The organism is Sorangium sp. So ce887 (assembly GCF_051521455.1).
GTDB lineage: Bacteria > Myxococcota_A > Polyangia > Polyangiales > Polyangiaceae > Sorangium.
Genome location: NZ_CP150354.1, coordinates 9,053,431 through 9,069,423, shown reverse-complemented (window position 1 = coordinate 9,069,423; position 15,993 = coordinate 9,053,431). Strand labels below are relative to the sequence as shown.

The following is a 15,993-nucleotide window of genomic DNA, read 5'->3' as shown; positions in this document are numbered from 1 at the left end:
GCCGGCGCAAGCCCGAGCGCGCCGCGGCTACTTCTTCGCCTCGACCTGCGCCCGCAGGCGCTCGTCCTGCTCCCTGAGCTCGGGCGTGAGCTGGGGGCCGAAATCCTCGATGTCGAACACCTGGCGGATCTCGATCTCGGACTCCTCGTACATGGGGTTGGGACAGCGCTTCACCCACTCGATGGCCTCTTCCTTCGAGCTCACCTTCCAGATCCAGAAGCCGGCGATCAGCTCCTTGGTCTCGGCGAAGGGCCCGTCGATCACGGTCCTCTTCTCGCCCGAGAACCGGACGCGCGCGCCCTTCGCGCTCGGGTGGAGCCCGTCGCCCGCGACGATCACGCCGGCCTTCACCAGCTCCTCGTTGAACTTCCCCATCTCGGTGAGGAGCTGCTCGCTCGGCATGACGCCCGCTTCGCTGTCCTTGGTGGCCTTGATCAGGATCATGAATCGCATGGTCGTGTCTCCTTGCTTCCGGGTGGAAGCCGGGCTTCTGGAGGGGCTCCGGCGGGGGTGAACCCTGGCTTCACCGTCACGACGAACAGGGGGCCACGGGATCGACTCGCCGGGCGAGCTTTTTTTGCGTTGCCATAAGTTATTGAAATTGTTGATAAATCCGTCGGAACACCCGCCCGCCGCTCCGGGCCGGGAGCTCAGAAGCGGCTGCGCAGCAGCGCGCCGCCGCCGCCCGGCAGGATCGCGGGCGCGAGGGCGATCGAGGTGCGCTGCTCTGGCGCCGTCAGGAGGAGCACCAGGCCAGCGCCGATCCCCGCGAGGCCGATCGCGCCGAGCACGGTGCTCGTGGTGGTGAGCGTCTGGCCGCGGGAGCTGATCGACATGCCCTCGTCGCTGCACCGCGAGGGATCCGGGCACTCCTTCTCGAGATCGCCCTTCGCGCCGATCGCGAGCCCGCCCGTGATGAAGCTCCCGCCCAGGGCCGCGACGCCGACGCCGCCGACCACGAAGGCGAGCGTCCGCCGCGCGCTGGAGGCGGGCAGGGGCGGGGCGTCCGGGGGAGGAGAGGGGGCCTGCGGCGCGTCGGACACGCGGTCCGGAGGCGGCGCGGCGGCGGCCGGCGGCGGCTCGAGACGCACGTCCTTGCGCACCCCCTCGGCGACCGATACGCGCGCCTCGGCCTGCCTGCCGTCCACCCATCGCGCGACGAGCACGTGGTCCCCGGGATCGACCGGGAGCTCGCTGCCCAGGCTGGCCTGCGGCATCGCGGCCCGATCGAGCAGCACCTCCGAGGGCGCCGGCGCGCCGTCCGCGAGCTGGACGACCAGCCTGGGCAGGCGCGGCTCGAGATCCGTGAGCTGCTGCTGGGTGGTGGGCAGCCGGGGATCGCTGGGCTCCAGCTGCGGCAACAGCTCCTTGAAGTGGCGCCATGCGCTCGCCACCTGCCCGATCTCCCGCTCGCACAGCGCGAGGTTGTACAGGTTGCCGCGCGACGCATACAGCGCCTGGCTCTGGCGGAACAGCGGGAGCGCACGCGGGCAGTCGTGCGCCTCTGCCAGCACGAGGCCCCGCTGGAAGAGCGCAACCGCCTCATCCTTCGGGGCCCTGGGCTGCGCTGACGCCGCGTGGCTGGCGCAGAGGACAGCGAGCGATAGCGCACCGCGTATCGCCGGAAGATCGCTTGTTCGCCTCAATCGAAAATCTCCCGATGGTTCCTGGGCGCCTTGGGTGGGGTGGTCGCCGGCGGCGGCTTCGGCGGCGTGTGGGGCGCGGCGCTTCCGGGCGGCGTCACCGTCTTCGTCGCCGGTTTCGACGACGAAGACGGCGCTGCTGCCGGCTTCGACGACGTCGACAGCGCTGCCGCCGGCTTCGATGACGTCGACAGCGCTGCCGCCGGCTTCGCCGTGATCTCGGCGGAGGCGCTCGCCGCGGGCGGCGGGTCGGGCGCTGGCGTCACGGTCGCGGTCTCGGTGGGGCCTGCGGCGGGCGCCGTCGTCGCCGCGCCGGCCGCGACGGAGGACGCCGACGGGGGCTCAGGCGCCGGGATCGAGGTCACGGGCGCACTGGCGTTGCCGTCCACGGGCCCGCTCGCCGTCTGCCGCCACGCAAGGACGAGCCCGGCCAGCAGGCACACGCCGGCAGCGCCGGCGAGCAGCGCCACGTGGTTGCGTGGCTTGCGGGTCCGCGTGGTGTTGCCCCAGGAGGCGTGGGGCAGCGTCGCATGCGCCGTCCCCGCCGCCTCGCTGCCGGGCGACGACGGCGTGCCCAGGGGAGCCGGCATGAGGGCCGTCGTCGCGGCCTCGGGCGCTCCGACCCACGAGGGCGACGACGTGCCGACCGCACGGGGCGCCACGGTGGGCGCGGCCTCGGCCGGCGAGGAGCCGGCGCGGGGGGCGGGCTCCGGCAGGAGCCGATCGATGCTCTCGAAGGAGAGCCTCGCGCGATACGTCCCGAAAGGCGCGAGCACGCGGGCGATCTCGGCCACGCTCTGGACACGGGCGTTCGGGTCCTTCACGAGACACCGGCTCACGAGCGCCGCGACGGCCGGGGGCACGTCCGGCCGCAGCGCCATGACCGAGGTGGGCGTGTCCATGATGATGGCCGCCGTGACCGCGGTGATGCTGTCGCCCTCGAACGGGTGCCGCCCCGTGATCATGCGATACAGGATCACGCCCAGGGCCCAGATGTCCGTGCGCACATCGGCGTATTTCAGGCTGCGAATCTGCTCGGGCGACATGTAATGGATGGAGCCCATGATGAGGCCGGTCGCGGTCAGGCTCGCCTCCTTGACGGAATCGCCGGTGGCGATGAACTTCGACAGGCCGAAGTCGAGCACCTTGAGGAGGGGAGTCCCGTCGGGGCGGCGGGTGAGGAAGAGGTTCTTCGGCTTGAGGTCGCGGTGGATGATGCCGCGCGCGTGGGCCTCGGCGATCGCCTCGCAGGCCTGGAGGAGGTAGTCGGTGGCCTCGACGAGCGGGAGGGTGCCGCGGGTCTGGAGCACCTGGCCGAGATCGTCGCCGGTCAGGTGCTCCAGCACCATGTAGGCCGCGCCCGAGTCCAGCGCGCCGACGTCGAGGACGCGCGCGATGTGCTGCCCGTCGAGGGCGGCGGCGGCGCGGGCCTCGCGGAGGAAGCGGGCGCCGGCGTCGGGGAGCGTGGCGGCCTCGGGGAGGAGGAACTTGACGGCGACGCGGCGCTCCAGGACGAGGTGCCACGCCGCGAGGACCACGCCCATGCCGCCGGCGCCGAGGACGCGCTCGATGCGGTACTTGCCCGCGAGGACGTCGCCGGGCACGGGGACGCCGGAAGGAACGGCGGGCGGGTGCGGCATGGTGAGCGGAGAGCGTAGCGGGTAGGTGGCGCGGAGTACAAGAGGCGCACGGCCCGCGGCGAGAAGGCCGGGCGGGAGCCGCCCCTCCCTCCCTGCGCTGCTTCAGCGATCCCGCGCGCAGCGGACGCCGTGATAGGTGTCCGCGAGGTTCGCGGGGGCATGATTGCGTCTGACCGACCGTGCACTCAAGGCGGAGGCCTTGTAGCTCCCGCCGCGGTTGACCCGGTAGCTGGAATCAGCCAGCTGGGCGCAGTCCGGGCACGGGTTTATGTAGGAAGAACGTTCGGAATCAGCAGGATCGTACGAGTCCAGCACCCATTCCCGCAAGCTCCCCGCCAGATCCGATTGACCCCATAGCCCGTCTCCATCCGTAGATTTCGATCCAACCTCCAGCAAATCGTTCCTCGTGCACGCAGCGCCGAGGTCCCCGTCTCCGCGGCAGCTGTACAACGCGCGAGCATCGCCGATCCCCGAGCCCCACGGGTACTGCCGCTGCTCGGCTCCCCCGGCTGCTGCGTAGGCCCACTCCGCCTCTGTCGGCAGGCGCCCCCCATCCCAGACGCAGAACGCGAAGGCCTCGTACCATGTCAGGCAGCTGATCGGCCGTTTCTCGTTCGTCTCGGGGGTGTCCGTCCATGTCCATTGGTCGTCATCCGGAGTCTTGCATTTGAGCGCTGCTCTCAGCGCTTCGGTGCTGGCCGGAAGAAACGTGCTCCACGCCGTCCGCCACCCGCTCCCCGTGATGCCTGGACGTGCTCCCGCGCCTTCCGGTGGTGCGGTCGCCTGTGTCCCTCGCCCCGCGTTCACGAACGCTCGAAACCGCTCCACGGTGACTTCATACCTGTCCAGGTAAAAGTCGCTGACCGTCGCATCGTCGGGTCCGCCGCTCTCGTCATCATAGGTGCGAGCGAACGTGCCACCGTCCACTTTCCGGCTATCGCAGCAGCTCGTGGGATCCTCGAGCCCGCACAGGGGCCCCGTCCCGGATCCACTTGTGCCCCCGCAGCTCGGCGGCAACGAACCCGGGCCCGAGCCGCCTCCTCCGGCTGTCCCGGAGCTCGTGGCGGCGGAGCTCGTTGCGCCGCCGCCCGGCCCGGCGCCGCCGTCTCCGCCCGAGCCACCGCTGCCCGGCCCGGCGCCGCCGTCTCCGCCCGAGCCACCGCTGCCCGGCCCGGCGCCGCCGTCTCCGCCCGAGCCACCGCTGCCCGGCCCGGCGCCGCCGTCTCCGCCCGAGCCACCGCTGCCCGGCCCCCCTCCGCCCGTCAACCCGCTGCTCGGTCCGCCCCCGCCCGCTCCGCCCTGCGCATACTCGTCCCAGTCCGCACCGAGGATCTGCGCGCAACCTCCGCACAACCCGATCGCTGCGAACACTCCGGTCGTCCACCCAGCGCTCGTCCGGATCCTGCTCAACATCCCCGGAAGCGTCCCTCCCTCGCGCATCGGCTGTCAAGCCGATCACCGGCGCCGATCCGGCACCTGTGCGGGCGTCCACGGGGCCGACCTCTTCGTCGAGCCCCGTCGTCAATTGTCGTGGAGCGGTGCGGAGTGAAGCTGGCCAGGCAGGGGTGGGGCGCGCGGCTGCCGCGCCCCCGCTTCGCCGGAAGGCGAAGATTACGGCTCGGTCCCGAGCCGCTCGGCGGCCTTCTTCTGCTGGAGCCGGTGCTTGACGGCCCCGAAGATGACCGGCGCCACCGAGACGAAGATGATCAGGTAGACGACCCGCTCGATCTGCTTCGCGTCGAAGACCTTGCCAAGGAAGTACCCGAGGAAGGTCATCGAGAAGACCCAGAGAACGCCGCCCACGACATTGAACATCGCGAAGCGCCGGTACTCCATCTGCCCCACGCCCGCCACCACCGGGGCGAACGTCCGGGCGAACGGCATGAAGCGCGCGAGGATGATCGTCTTGCCGCCGTGCTTCTCGTAGAACTTCTGCGTCGCGATCAGGTGATCCTTGCGGAACAGGAGCGACTGCTCGCGCGTGAAGATCTTCGGCCCGGCGCGCCGCCCGATCGTGAAGCCCACCGCGTCGCCGATGATCGCCATCGCCATCAGCGTGACGTTCATCAGGAGCAGGTTCTGGAAGTTCGTCAGATTGAGAGGGTTGATGAGCCCCGCATTGACGAGCACCCCGGCCGTGACGAGCAGCGAGTCCCCCGGGAGGAAGAACCCGATGAGCAGCCCCGTCTCGGCAAAGATGATGATCATCAGGACGGGGTAGCCGCCCCACTCGAGGAGCGACTCGAGCTCCCTCAGCCTGCTGAAAAATTCACGGAGGAGTTCCACGCCCGCTCGATAGCTCACCTCGACGGCCGCGTCGAACCCCGCGTGCACCCCTGCCAGGGCGCCCGCCGCCGGCGTCCAGCGCCGTCGTTCCCACGGACGCCGCCGGCCCGCGCGGCAGCTCCGCGCGCCGCGGGAGGCCTCGCCGCCTCGCCGGGCCTCTCCAGCGCCCCGGGGGCGAGCTCCCCGGCCTCGCTCCCCGGAAATCCACCGGGGGGCGAGCGCGCGGCCGCGCCGGCTGACCGCGCCGGCGGTGGCCGCGCGCGCTACGGCGCATAGCGCGCCAGGTACTCCTTGAGGTGCAGCTTCCGGGCGGTGTTCTCGGACGACATGTAACGTATCGTGCCGAAGATCTCGCGCTCCGGACCCCAGGCCCGATCGTAGCGGCCGAGCACCCAGAAGATGCCCGAGGTGGAGTTCGGGTCGCGGCCGTCGAGCGCATACCGGTCGTTGAGCTCGATCATGACCTCGAGCGCCTCGCGCGGCGTCCGCGACCACTCCAGGATCTTCTTGCCCCAGAGCATGCGCAGGTAGTTGTGGATTCGACCCTCGCGGAGGAGCTCGACCTGCGACGCGTTCCAGATCCGGTCGTGGGTCGCCCCGGCCGCGAGCGCCTCGATCGGGTAGACGTGCGGGCGCCTGTCGCGCGCGTGCTTCTCGAGCGTCGCGAGCGCCCAGTCCGGAAGAGACTCGTAGTCGGTCGGATCGCGCTTCCACGAGAGGCGCGGCCCGTCTCCCTCGCTCGCGCCGAGCGCGAAGGCGTTGAACCCGAGCTCCCGCCAGGTGACGAGCTGCTCGAGGAACGCCTCGGCCGAGGCGCTCATCCCCCAGAACCCCTCGCGGCTGCCGCTCGGCCTCCGGACGCCGTCGTCGGGGCGGCCGAGCCGCTCGGCGCGGAAGCCCTCGCGCCGGGCGACGGCGGCGAAGACCTCGTGCGCCGCGAGGTGGCCGAAATGCAGGTACGGCGACAGGCCGCTCGCCGCGCCGGCGTCGGGGTGATCGCGCTCGTCCAGGTAGCGCGGGAGCCGCTCCGAGACGAAGCGCGCGAGCTCCTTGCCCGCCGTCTCCGGGCCGCCCCGGCGCGGCACCGGCGGGACGGCGTGATCGATGGGGAGCGCCGAGAGCGCGGCAGGGTCGCCCCCGAGCAGCGCCGGCGAGGCCGCGGGCCACCGCCGCGCGATCGCGCGGGGGAGGGGAGCCGCCGGTCGGAGCTTCGCCTTCCTCAGCGGATCGACCGCCGGCTGCGCGCCGAGGTGCTCGCCGATCACCCGGTGCCAGAAGATGCGGAACGAGCGCGCGGTCGTGAACACCCGATCGGCCGCGCGGATCGGCAAGAGGCCGTTCGAGTCCACCTGCTCCAGGTGGACCGGCACCTGCCGCGCCGCCGAGGCGACCATCCGGGGGAGAAAGAAGCACGGGTAGTCGTCCGTCACCACCACGCACGCCCGCGCCGCGAGCGCGCCGAGCAGGCCCTTGCCGGCCCCCGCGGCGGGCTCGACATAGGGGTGAGCCATGACGCCCGCCGCCGCGAGGCGGCGCGCGTTGTCGGCCATGCCGTCGATCACGAAGCGATGGATCCTGTCGCTCGCCCAGCGGTGGCCGCACCGGAGCGCCTCCAGCACGACGAGCGGCCGATCGAGCTCCATCGACCAGGCGACGGCGCGCTCCAGACCGAAATTGTACCTTGTCCGGCGATTCGCGATCATCCAGTAAAGGACGTAGTCGCCGTCCTCGCGGACTGGCATCGCGTTGCGGGTGCGGAGCCGGAGCTCGGGGACGCTGCTCGAGATCACGGGACCTCCTCCACGGCCGGCCCCTCCGGCGAAGGTGGATGGGTGCTCTAGCACAGCCCGACCAAGGCGCGCAGGACACCGCCTGGCAGGATCACCTGGAACTGGCAGGATCACCTGGCAGGATCACCTGGAAGAGGCCGCGCGCGGGCCCGGCCTCGCGGGCGTCGCCCGCGCTTGCGCTGTAAGGAGGGCGGCCTCAAGTACCGCCGCAGCCGTCATGGCTCGGCGCACGAGGCCTCGGCGCACGAGCACGACGCGCGAGGAGGGGGGCAACATGGCGCTCGATATCCTGAAAGAGCGGGGGATACCGCTCGACCGCCAGTCGTTCAACTGGCGTGATCTCGTCCAGGTGCCGTTCAGCAAGCTCGACGACGACGCCTTCACCCGGGTCCGCGTCATCCTGATGAACGGTATCGAGCTCGAGAGCGTGCGGTTCCTGCACAGCTTCGCGCGTATGAACCGGGATCTACGGCGCGTGCTCGCCCAGGTGCGGCGCGTCGACCACCACCAGACCACGGTGGTGAACTGGCTCAACCCGCCGGATCAATCGCCGCTGGAGACCACCATCGGATACGAGCAGGTCGCCATCGAGATCACCGCGCACGCGGCGCTCTCCGAGCCGGACCCGTACCTCGCGCAGGTCTATCGCTTCGGCATGCTCGAGGACTACGACCACCTGTATCGCTACTCGGCGCTCCTGGACCGGCTGGAAGGCAAGGACGCGAACAACATCCTGCAATCGTACACCGACGTGACGGTCGGCCGCCCGACCGCGGTGGAGCACCGCGCCCCCGAGGACGACGTGCGCGCGCCCTACGACCGCCGGACCGCGAGCGCGATCACGAAGCTCAACGCGCTCACCATCATGGCCGCCGAGCAGCAGACGCACAACTACTACGTCAACGTCGGTCCGTTCTTCGCGGACCCGGTGGCGCGGCTGCTCTACGCCGAGATCGCCTCGATCGAGGAGCAGCACGTCACCCAGTACGAGGCGATGATCGACCCCGAGGAGACCTGGCTCGAGAAGTGGGTCCTGCACGAGGCCAACGAGGTCTATAACTACTGGAGCTGCCTCCAGCAGGAGCAGAACGCCCGCGTGAAGCGGATCTGGGAGCGGTTCCTCGATTACGAGCTCGGGCAGCTCCACGTGGCCATCGACCACTTCAATCGGATCGAGCGGCGCGACGCGGCCGAGATCCTTCCCGCCTCGCTCCCGGACCCGGTCTCGCACAAGAGCCACCGCCAGTTCGTGCGCGACGTGCTCTCCAGGGAGGTGCACCTGCGCGCCGTCGGCGAGGCCATCGTCGACCCGAACGTCGTCCCGGAGAGCGCCGCGACGCTCGCCTACCGGCAGCAGATGAACTCCGCCGGCTCGCCCTCCGAGATCGTGGCCGCGGGCTACCAGTTCACGCCGGGCACCGAGCTCTCGCGACGCGCCGAGAAGATCGACGGACAGAAGGAGGCGACGCCATGAAGCAGATCACGATCGGGACGAACACCACAGGTATCGCGACCTCGCCCATCGACAGCAAGGAGCTCATCGAGTTCGCGCAGGCGATCCCGCCGAGCTCCCCCGGGAGCGAGGCCGACGCCGCGGCGGTCAGGGGCGAGTACGCGCGGGAGTCGGGCACCGTCGGGAGCGTGCCGCCGCCGGTGAGCCTCAAGGGCGTGGTCAAGGCGGCCGGGGAGCTCATCCAGGGCAGGCCGCCCGCGCTCCTCATCGACAAGCTCGGCGAGCGCCTCCAGTTCGAGCGCTCGGGCACGCGCCTCTACGAGGCGCTGATCGCCAAGTACGACGCGGAGGGGAGCTTCGAGGGAGGCCCGACCCGCGCCGACCTCGAGGCGATCCGCGACGACGAGCTCCGGCACTTCGCGCTGCTGAAGCGCGCGATCGAGCGGCTCGGGGCCGATCCGACCGCGATGACGCCCAGCGCCGATATGATCGGCCTGGCGTCGGCCGGCGTGCTCTCGGTCGCCGTCGAGCCGAGGATCAACTTCGGGCAGAGCCTGCAGGCGCTGCTCGTCGCCGAGCTCACGGACAACGACAGCTGGCGGATGCTCATCGACCTGGCGACCGCTTACGGTCAGGACGAGATGGCCGCCGAGTTCCGCGTGGCCGAGCAGCACGAGGTGCGCCACCTCGAGCTCGTGCGCGGGTGGCTGTCCTGCAAGCTCGCGCTGGACGCGCGCGGCGAGCCCACCACCACGACGCCGCAGCAAGCCGCCTGACGCCGGCCCGGCGTGCTCCGCGGGCGATCGGGGGCGGTGGAAGGGGCGCGGCCGCCGTAGACCGGCCTCCGGGATCTGGGTATGACGCTCGGGGCGCGGGCGCGGCGCATGCGGGGTGCAGCCGGCGGCTCCGCGCCCCGGATGAACCCATGGACCTACCCCAGAAGCTCCGATCGCTGTTCCTGCTGCCCCTCATCGCGCCGCTCGCCTGCGGCGGCGCTCCGGCGCCCGCGCCCGCGCCGCCCCAGCAGGCCGCCGCGCCGACCCCGGCAGCCCCGGCCGCCGCGGCGCCGGCCGCGCCGGCGAAGGCCGCGCCGCGCGCCGACGCGACGCTCCTGCCGCGGAGCATGCTCTTCGGCAACCCCGATCGCGCGTCTCCCAAGATCAGCCCGGACGGCCAGCGGCTCGCGTTCCTCGCGCCCTCGGAGGGCGTGCTCAACGTGTGGGTCGGCCCGGCCCGCGATCCGGCGGCGGCCAGGCCGGTCACGAAGGAACAGAGCCGCGGCGTGCGCACCTTCCTGTTCCCCTACGCGAGCGACTACGTCCTCTATCGCCAGGACAAGGGCGGCGACGAGAACTGGCATATCTACGCCGTCGAGCTCAAGACCGGGCAGATCAAGGATCTCACGCCCTTCGAGGGCATCGCCGCGACGTTCGAGGGGGTGAGCTCGAAGATCCCGGACGAGATCCTGATCGGCATGAACGATCGGGACAAGAAGCTCCACGACCTCTACCGCGTCTCGGTCCGCACCGGCGAGCGCAAGCTCGTGCGGCAGAACGACGGGTTCGCGGGGTTCGTCGCCGACGACGACTTCAAGGCGCGGCTCGCGGTGCGGATGACGGCCGACGGAGGCCAGGAGTACCTCGACATCACCGGCAAGGAGCCGAAGCCCTTCGTCGCGTTCGGGCACGAGGACGCCGCCACGAGCGACGCGATCGGCTTCGACGCGACCGGCAAGACGCTCTATTTCCGGGACAGCCGCGGCCGCGACACCTCCGCGCTCGTCGCCCTCGACCCGAGGACCGCGAAGCCCGCGGTGCTCGCCGAGGACGCGAAGGCCGACGTCAGCGCGGTGATCGTCCACCCGAGGACGGGCAAGGTGCAGGCGGCGGCCTCCGAGCACGAGCGCAAGCGCTGGCACGTGGTCGACAAGAGCATCCAGCCGGACCTCGACGCCCTCCGTGCGGTTGCCGACGGCGAGCTCGACGTGCTGAGCCGCTCGCTCGACGACAAGCGCTGGACCGTCGGTTACACCGTCTCCGACGGCCCGGCCCGGTACTATCTCTACGAGCGCGGAACGAAGAAGGCGACGTTCCTCTTCACGAACCGGACGGCGCTCGAGTCGCAGCCGCTCGTGAAGATGCGGCCCGTCCTCATCAAGGCGCGCGACGGGCTCGAGCTCGTGAGCTACCTGTCGCTCCCGCGCGCCGCCGACCCCGACGGGGACGGCAAGCCGGACCGGCCGCTCTCGACCGTGCTCCTCGTCCATGGCGGCCCCTGGGCGCGCAGCTCCTTCCGCCTCGATCCGATGCACCAGTGGCTCGCGAACCGCGGCTACGCCGTGCTGAGCGCCAACTTTCGGGGCTCGACGGGGTTCGGGAAGAGGTTCGTCAACGCGGGCGACCTGGAGTGGGCGGGCAAGATGCACGACGACCTGCTCGACGCGGTGGCGTGGTCGGTCGCGCAGGGCATCGCCGACAAGGATCGCGTGGCGATCATGGGCGGCAGCTACGGCGGCTACGCGACGCTCGTCGGCCTGGCCTTCACGCCCGAGACCTTCGCCTGCGGCGTCGACATCGTCGGCCCGTCGAACCTCGTGACCCTGCTCGAGTCGATCCCGCCCTACTGGGCGCCGATGCTCGAGCTCTTCGCCAAGCGGGTCGGCGACCCCCGCACCGAGGCGGGCCGCGAGCTCCTGCGCCAGCGCTCGCCGCTCCACCGCGCCGACAAGATCAAGCGGCCGCTCCTCATCGGCCAGGGCGCCAACGATCCGCGCGTGAAGCAGGCCGAGAGCGATCAGATCGTCAAGGCGATGAGCAGCAAGGGGATCCCGGTGACGTACGCGCTGTACCCCGACGAGGGCCACGGCTTCGCCCGCCCGGAGAACGCCATGTCGTTCAACGCGATCGCGGAGACCTTCCTCGCGCAGTGCCTCGGCGGCTCCTACGAGCCGATCGGCAGCGACTTCCAGGGGGCGAGCGTCACCGTCCCCGTCGGCGCCGACGTCGTCCACGGCCTCGCTGCGGCGCTCCCCCGGCCCTGATCCCCCGCCTTCCGAGGCCCGCCTGCGCCGCGCGCGGCGGGCCTCGCCGCGTCCCCCGCCCCGCGCCGCTACGTCTGCTGCGTCGACGCGGCCCGCGCGCGCCGCCGCGCCCCGGGCTCGTTCACCGGGGGCATGCTCGAGAGGTCGTCGAGCGTCTCCAGCAGCTGCTCCAGGTCGAACGGCTTGTTGATGATCCGCGTCGCGTCCGGGTGGTTCGGGTCGATGCAGAAGCCGGGATCGCTGAGCGCGGTCACGAGCACGACCGGCACCGCTCTCCCCTCGGCCGCGAGCGTCTCCATGAGGCGCGGCCCGTCCAGGAACGGCATCACGCAGTCGAGGACGATGACGTCCGGCAGCGCCTGGGAGCGCAGCCGCTCCAGCGCCTCGAGGGGGTCGGTGTACCCCTCGACCTCATACCCTTCTGCCAGCAGCACCTCTTCCAGCGTCTCGACGATGGCGTCGTCGTCGTCGACGATGACGATGCGCCGCCGCCTTCCCCTTGTTGCTACGTCTCCCTGCTCGTCGCTCACGCTCACCTCGGTGGAGAACCCCGGTGTCACTTCTGGGACCGGCTGCTGTCGCCGTCTACCCTCGGACACAGCGTCTGTGCGAATTGTTTACAGGCTCTCCCGGAGCTCGCTCCGGCGGCCCCGGCTCCGCCCTCCATCGGCGCTCCCGCGGGCGACCCCGAGCGGCCTCAGCTCCTCGGCGGGGCCTGTCCGGGCGCCTGCAGGAGGTCCGGAGAGCTCCCCATCCTCGTGTGCAGCTGGACGGGCTTCTGGCGCAGCCGGAGGCGCATGTTGACGAGCTCGACGCTGAGCGAGAACGCCATGGCGAAGTAGATGTAGCCCTTGCTGATGTGCTGGCCCATGCCGTCGGCCACGAGCACCACGCCGATGAGCAGCAGGAAGCTCAGCGCGAGGATCTTCATGCTCGGGTGGCGCTGGATGAACGCGCCGATCGTGCCGGCGAAGACGAGCATCACGCCCACCGCGATGAACATGGCCACCATCATGATCGAGACGTGCTGCGCCATGCCGACCGCGGTGATGACCGAGTCGAGCGAAAAGACGATGTCGAGCAGCACGATCTGCGTGATGACGGAGGGGAACGACGCCCTGGCCTTCGTCTGCTGTTCGTTGGGCTCCTCGACCTCGAGCTTGTCGAACATCTCGTGGGTCGCCTTGCCGATCAGGAACAGACCGCCGCCGAGCAGGATCAGGTCACGCCCGCTGAAGTCGTGTCCGAGCAGGCTGAACAGGGTGGCCTTGAGCCCCATCACCCACGAGATCGCGAGCAGGAGGAGCAGCCGCATGCCGAGGGCGAGCACGAGGCCGATGCGGCGGGCGAGCGGCTGCTGCTCCGGCGGCAGCCTCGCCGTCATGATGGAGAGGAAGACGATGTTGTCGATTCCAAGGACGATTTCCAGCGCGCTGAGTGTCGCGAGTGTGATCCAGCCATCGGCGTGCAGAAAGGCGCTCATGTCGGGCATCGGGGTGGCCCTTTGTAGCATGACGCGGTGCGAATGCCCGCGACGTCTCCTGTGCATCGCCCGCTCCCCGCTGGTTCCGGGGTGATCTTGCTTCCGCGTTCAGGGCGCGGGGGCGGGGCGCAGCGCGCAGGGTAAAAGCCAGCGTCGCTGTGGGCGCGCCCATCCAGGTGATCGACGCGAACCGACGCGAACCGACGCGAACCGACGCGAGCCGACGCGAACCGACGCGAACCGACGCGAGCGCCATGGGCCGCTTGACGCAGGTTGTTGACATCCGGTACAGATGTTATGGAAGTACGATCAAGTGGATCTGCCTTCTTCCTGGCTTCCAGGTGAGCTCCTGAGGGGTGTTGGCGAGCTCGCCGAGGGGGGCTGTGCCTTTTCGCCACACGGGCGAAGCGGCGTGGTCGCCTGTTCTCCACCTGGAACAGGTAGTCTCATGGAGGGGGGGACGACCTCGTGACGCTGGTTCCGAAGGTCGGATTCGGGCAGGAGGCGAGCTGGGCTGCCCGGGGCGGCGCTGACCGGTTATCGCTCGGGCGAGCGCTCTTTGGGGACGATGCGCCGGCCGAGGAGCCGGAGGCGTGCTGGCTGGACGGAGACGAGGTCTGGCTGCGTATCGAGGGGCTCGACCCGAGCTATCCGGTCGTCCTGCTCGGCTCGATGGGCGCCTGGATCGAGCCCGATTACCAGACCTCGTTCCCCTTCGGCAGCGTGGCCTCCGTGCGCCTGTACTTCCGCGGCGTCGAGATCGGCCCGCTCCCCGCCCTGCTGGTGCTGCAGTCGATGGGCCTGCGGGGCCCGCTCATCGGGCTCTCCTTCCAGGAGGTGTCCGCGCGCGCGAGCGGCCAGATCCGCGAGGCGCTGCGCGCCCTCGTCGACGCCGGCGCGGCGAAGGCCGCGGCCTCGAGCCTCTTCAGGTCCTCGGCCGCGGAGGCCGGGCACGTGCGCGAGGTCATCGACGACCCGCGGCGGGTGCGCGACATCCTGAGCGTCCTCCTGCGCAAGAAGGGCATCGTCCGCCGCGCCGCCGAGAGCGCGCCGTCGCTGTGCGTGATGCTCGGCGAGGTGGGGCCCGGGACGGTCCGCTGGTTCGGCATCGAGGGCTGGAACGAGGCCGCCGCGGTCGAGATCGCCGGGCACAGCTCCGTCTTCCGGTTCAACATCCGGGCGGAGCAGGTGCGCCCGGGCGAGCTCGTCTCCGCGCTGCCGGCGCGGGTGGAGCGCCTCCGCCAGAGCCTCCATGAGCGGGGCGTCGAGGTCGAGCTCACCGCGCGCTTCCTCCACCCGCAGTGGCTCCACCTCCCGCCGGTCGAGGCGGAGGTGGTCGACGTGTCGTTCTCGATCCTGCGCCTCGTGCTCCGGGAGGGGCAGCCGCCGCTGAGCCCGCGGCTCAAGCTCGCCCTGGAGCTCCCCGACGGCGACGACGGGGTGATCCACCTGCGCGGGGAGGTGCAGTCGCTGTCCGCCGCCGAGGGCGCCGCCCAGCTCTGCAGCATGCAGGTCGTGGCCGCCAGGCGCGAGGACGAGCGGCGCTGGCTGCGGCTCGTGTCCCGCATCCTGCACGCGACCACCTACGGCGGGGCCGCCTGGCAGGCGCAGCTCTGGGATCTCTTCGACTCGTCGGGTTACTTCAGCCTCTCCGGGAGGCGCCCGGAGCACTTCGACGCCATCAAACCGAGCTTCCTGACCATGGCGCAGAAGGCCGCTGCCATACCGCACCTCCTGTACAACGTGGCGTGTCTGTCCGAGCACGGCATCGAGGGCAACTTCTCGATCATGAAGCCATACCACAGCACGTGGATGATTCATCAGCTCGCGAAGAGGCCGAAGAGCGCGTCGAACCTGACCTCCCGGCAGGTGCTCCGCGACATGTTCACTCGGTGCTTCGAGCACGCGCAGGCGGACCCGGAGTGCCGCCATATCATCGCCTACGCCGAGGCGCACGTCGCGTGGAACGAGCGATCCCTCTTCGAGTTCGCCCGCGTGCACGAGAGGACGGGGCTCGTGCTGTCGCTGCCGTTCCACCTGGTGGGCGTGGACGCGCGCGGCGCGCCTCGGGCGAACGACCCCCCGGGCGGGCACCTCGACATCGGCGCGGCGACCCCGCCCGAGCAGGCGGAGCTGCTCGGCCAGCTCTGCGAGGCGTCGCCGCGCATGTACGCCGAAGCGCTGGACCTCGTGCCGAGCAGGTTCGCGATGGGGCCGTGCATCGAGCGCTGGCGCAGCGCGGGCCTCGATCGGGAGCGCGCGTTCCTCGTCGCGCGGAGCGGCGGCGCGCCCGTCGCGGCCGCCATCCTCGAGCTCGGCGAGCTCGGCACCAACCTCTTCCGGCTGCTCGACTCGGTCCGCCTCATCCCCATGCGCCCCGGCGGAGACGCCGCGTTCGGTCCGCTGCTCGACGCGGCGTGCGGCTGGTTCCAGCGGGCTCACCGGACGTCGTTCATCCACTTCCGCGAGCACGGCCGGCCGGCCTACGCCGGTCGGGCCAGCCTGAACGACCTCGGGGAAGGCAGGCTGTGGATCCTCGCGAGGGAGCTCATCCCGGAGTTCGTGGAGCATGTCTACAGGCTCACCGAGCCAAAGCGGCACTGAGGTCGGCGAGGGCGATGACGTCCTGAGCCCGCGCGCCACGGCGGGACGTCGCCG

At 71.0% G+C, this 15,993-nt stretch carries 12 protein-coding genes; 4 read left to right on the top strand and 8 right to left on the bottom strand.

Going from position 1 to position 15,993, the window contains the following annotated elements; genetic code table 11:
* Positions 1 to 27 precede the first annotated feature (27 nt).
* The 6 genes from WMF36_RS33860 to WMF36_RS33835 all read right to left on the bottom strand — a co-directional run bounded on the left by WMF36_RS33860 (position 28) and on the right by WMF36_RS33835 (position 7,359).
* The gene (locus WMF36_RS33860) at positions 28 to 453 is read right to left on the bottom strand and encodes a YciI family protein (protein ID WP_437574923.1); all 426 of its coding nucleotides are present in this window, start codon (positions 451 to 453) and stop codon (positions 28 to 30) included.
* Positions 454 to 650: 197 nt separating this feature from the next.
* The gene (locus WMF36_RS33855; protein WP_437574922.1) at positions 651 to 1,514 is read right to left on the bottom strand and encodes a tetratricopeptide repeat protein; all 864 of its coding nucleotides are present in this window, start codon (positions 1,512 to 1,514) and stop codon (positions 651 to 653) included.
* Positions 1,515 to 1,642: 128 nt separating this feature from the next.
* The gene (locus WMF36_RS33850; protein ID WP_437574921.1) at positions 1,643 to 3,283 is read right to left on the bottom strand and encodes a protein kinase domain-containing protein; all 1,641 of its coding nucleotides are present in this window, start codon (positions 3,281 to 3,283) and stop codon (positions 1,643 to 1,645) included.
* A 102-nt stretch (positions 3,284 to 3,385) separates the two neighbouring features.
* On the bottom strand, positions 3,386 to 4,696 hold the full coding sequence (locus tag WMF36_RS33845; RefSeq protein ID WP_437574920.1) for a formylglycine-generating enzyme family protein: 1,311 nt from the start codon (positions 4,694 to 4,696) through the stop codon (positions 3,386 to 3,388).
* Positions 4,697 to 4,894: 198 nt separating this feature from the next.
* Entirely contained in the window at positions 4,895 to 5,569 is a 675-nt protein-coding gene (locus WMF36_RS33840) for a VTT domain-containing protein (RefSeq protein WP_437574919.1), read from the bottom strand.
* A gap of 263 nt (positions 5,570 to 5,832) precedes the next feature.
* Complete coding sequence (locus tag WMF36_RS33835; protein ID WP_437574918.1) at positions 5,833 to 7,359, bottom strand: deoxyribodipyrimidine photolyase; 1,527 nt, start codon at positions 7,357 to 7,359, stop codon at positions 5,833 to 5,835.
* A 274-nt stretch (positions 7,360 to 7,633) separates the two neighbouring features.
* On the opposite strand from WMF36_RS33835, the gene WMF36_RS33830 reads away from it, so the two are divergent.
* The 3 genes from WMF36_RS33830 to WMF36_RS33820 all read left to right on the top strand — a co-directional run bounded on the left by WMF36_RS33830 (position 7,634) and on the right by WMF36_RS33820 (position 11,852).
* Complete coding sequence (locus WMF36_RS33830; RefSeq protein WP_437574917.1) at positions 7,634 to 8,833, top strand: hypothetical protein; 1,200 nt, start codon at positions 7,634 to 7,636, stop codon at positions 8,831 to 8,833.
* Complete coding sequence (locus WMF36_RS33825) at positions 8,830 to 9,588, top strand: ferritin-like domain-containing protein (RefSeq protein WP_437574916.1); 759 nt, start codon at positions 8,830 to 8,832, stop codon at positions 9,586 to 9,588. The genes WMF36_RS33830 and WMF36_RS33825 overlap by 4 nt, the downstream gene beginning before the upstream one ends.
* A 149-nt stretch (positions 9,589 to 9,737) precedes the next feature.
* Positions 9,738 to 11,852, top strand: a complete 2,115-nt coding sequence (locus WMF36_RS33820; RefSeq protein WP_437574915.1) for a S9 family peptidase — start codon at positions 9,738 to 9,740, stop codon at positions 11,850 to 11,852.
* Positions 11,853 to 11,920: 68 nt separating this feature from the next.
* Here the strand turns inward: WMF36_RS33820 and WMF36_RS33815 are convergent, their stop codons facing one another.
* Both WMF36_RS33815 and WMF36_RS33810 read right to left on the bottom strand, forming a co-directional pair.
* Positions 11,921 to 12,382 carry a response regulator gene (locus WMF36_RS33815; protein WP_437574913.1) on the bottom strand — a complete coding sequence of 154 codons (462 nt, stop codon included), beginning with the start codon at positions 12,380 to 12,382 and terminating at the stop codon, positions 11,921 to 11,923.
* 167 nt (positions 12,383 to 12,549) lie between these two features.
* Complete coding sequence (locus tag WMF36_RS33810; RefSeq protein WP_437581989.1) at positions 12,550 to 13,335, bottom strand: TerC family protein; 786 nt, start codon at positions 13,333 to 13,335, stop codon at positions 12,550 to 12,552.
* Positions 13,336 to 13,803: 468 nt separating this feature from the next.
* Between WMF36_RS33810 and WMF36_RS33805 the strand changes: the two genes are divergently transcribed.
* The gene (locus WMF36_RS33805; protein ID WP_437574912.1) at positions 13,804 to 15,939 is read left to right on the top strand and encodes a hypothetical protein; all 2,136 of its coding nucleotides are present in this window, start codon (positions 13,804 to 13,806) and stop codon (positions 15,937 to 15,939) included.
* Positions 15,940 to 15,993 lie beyond the last annotated feature (54 nt).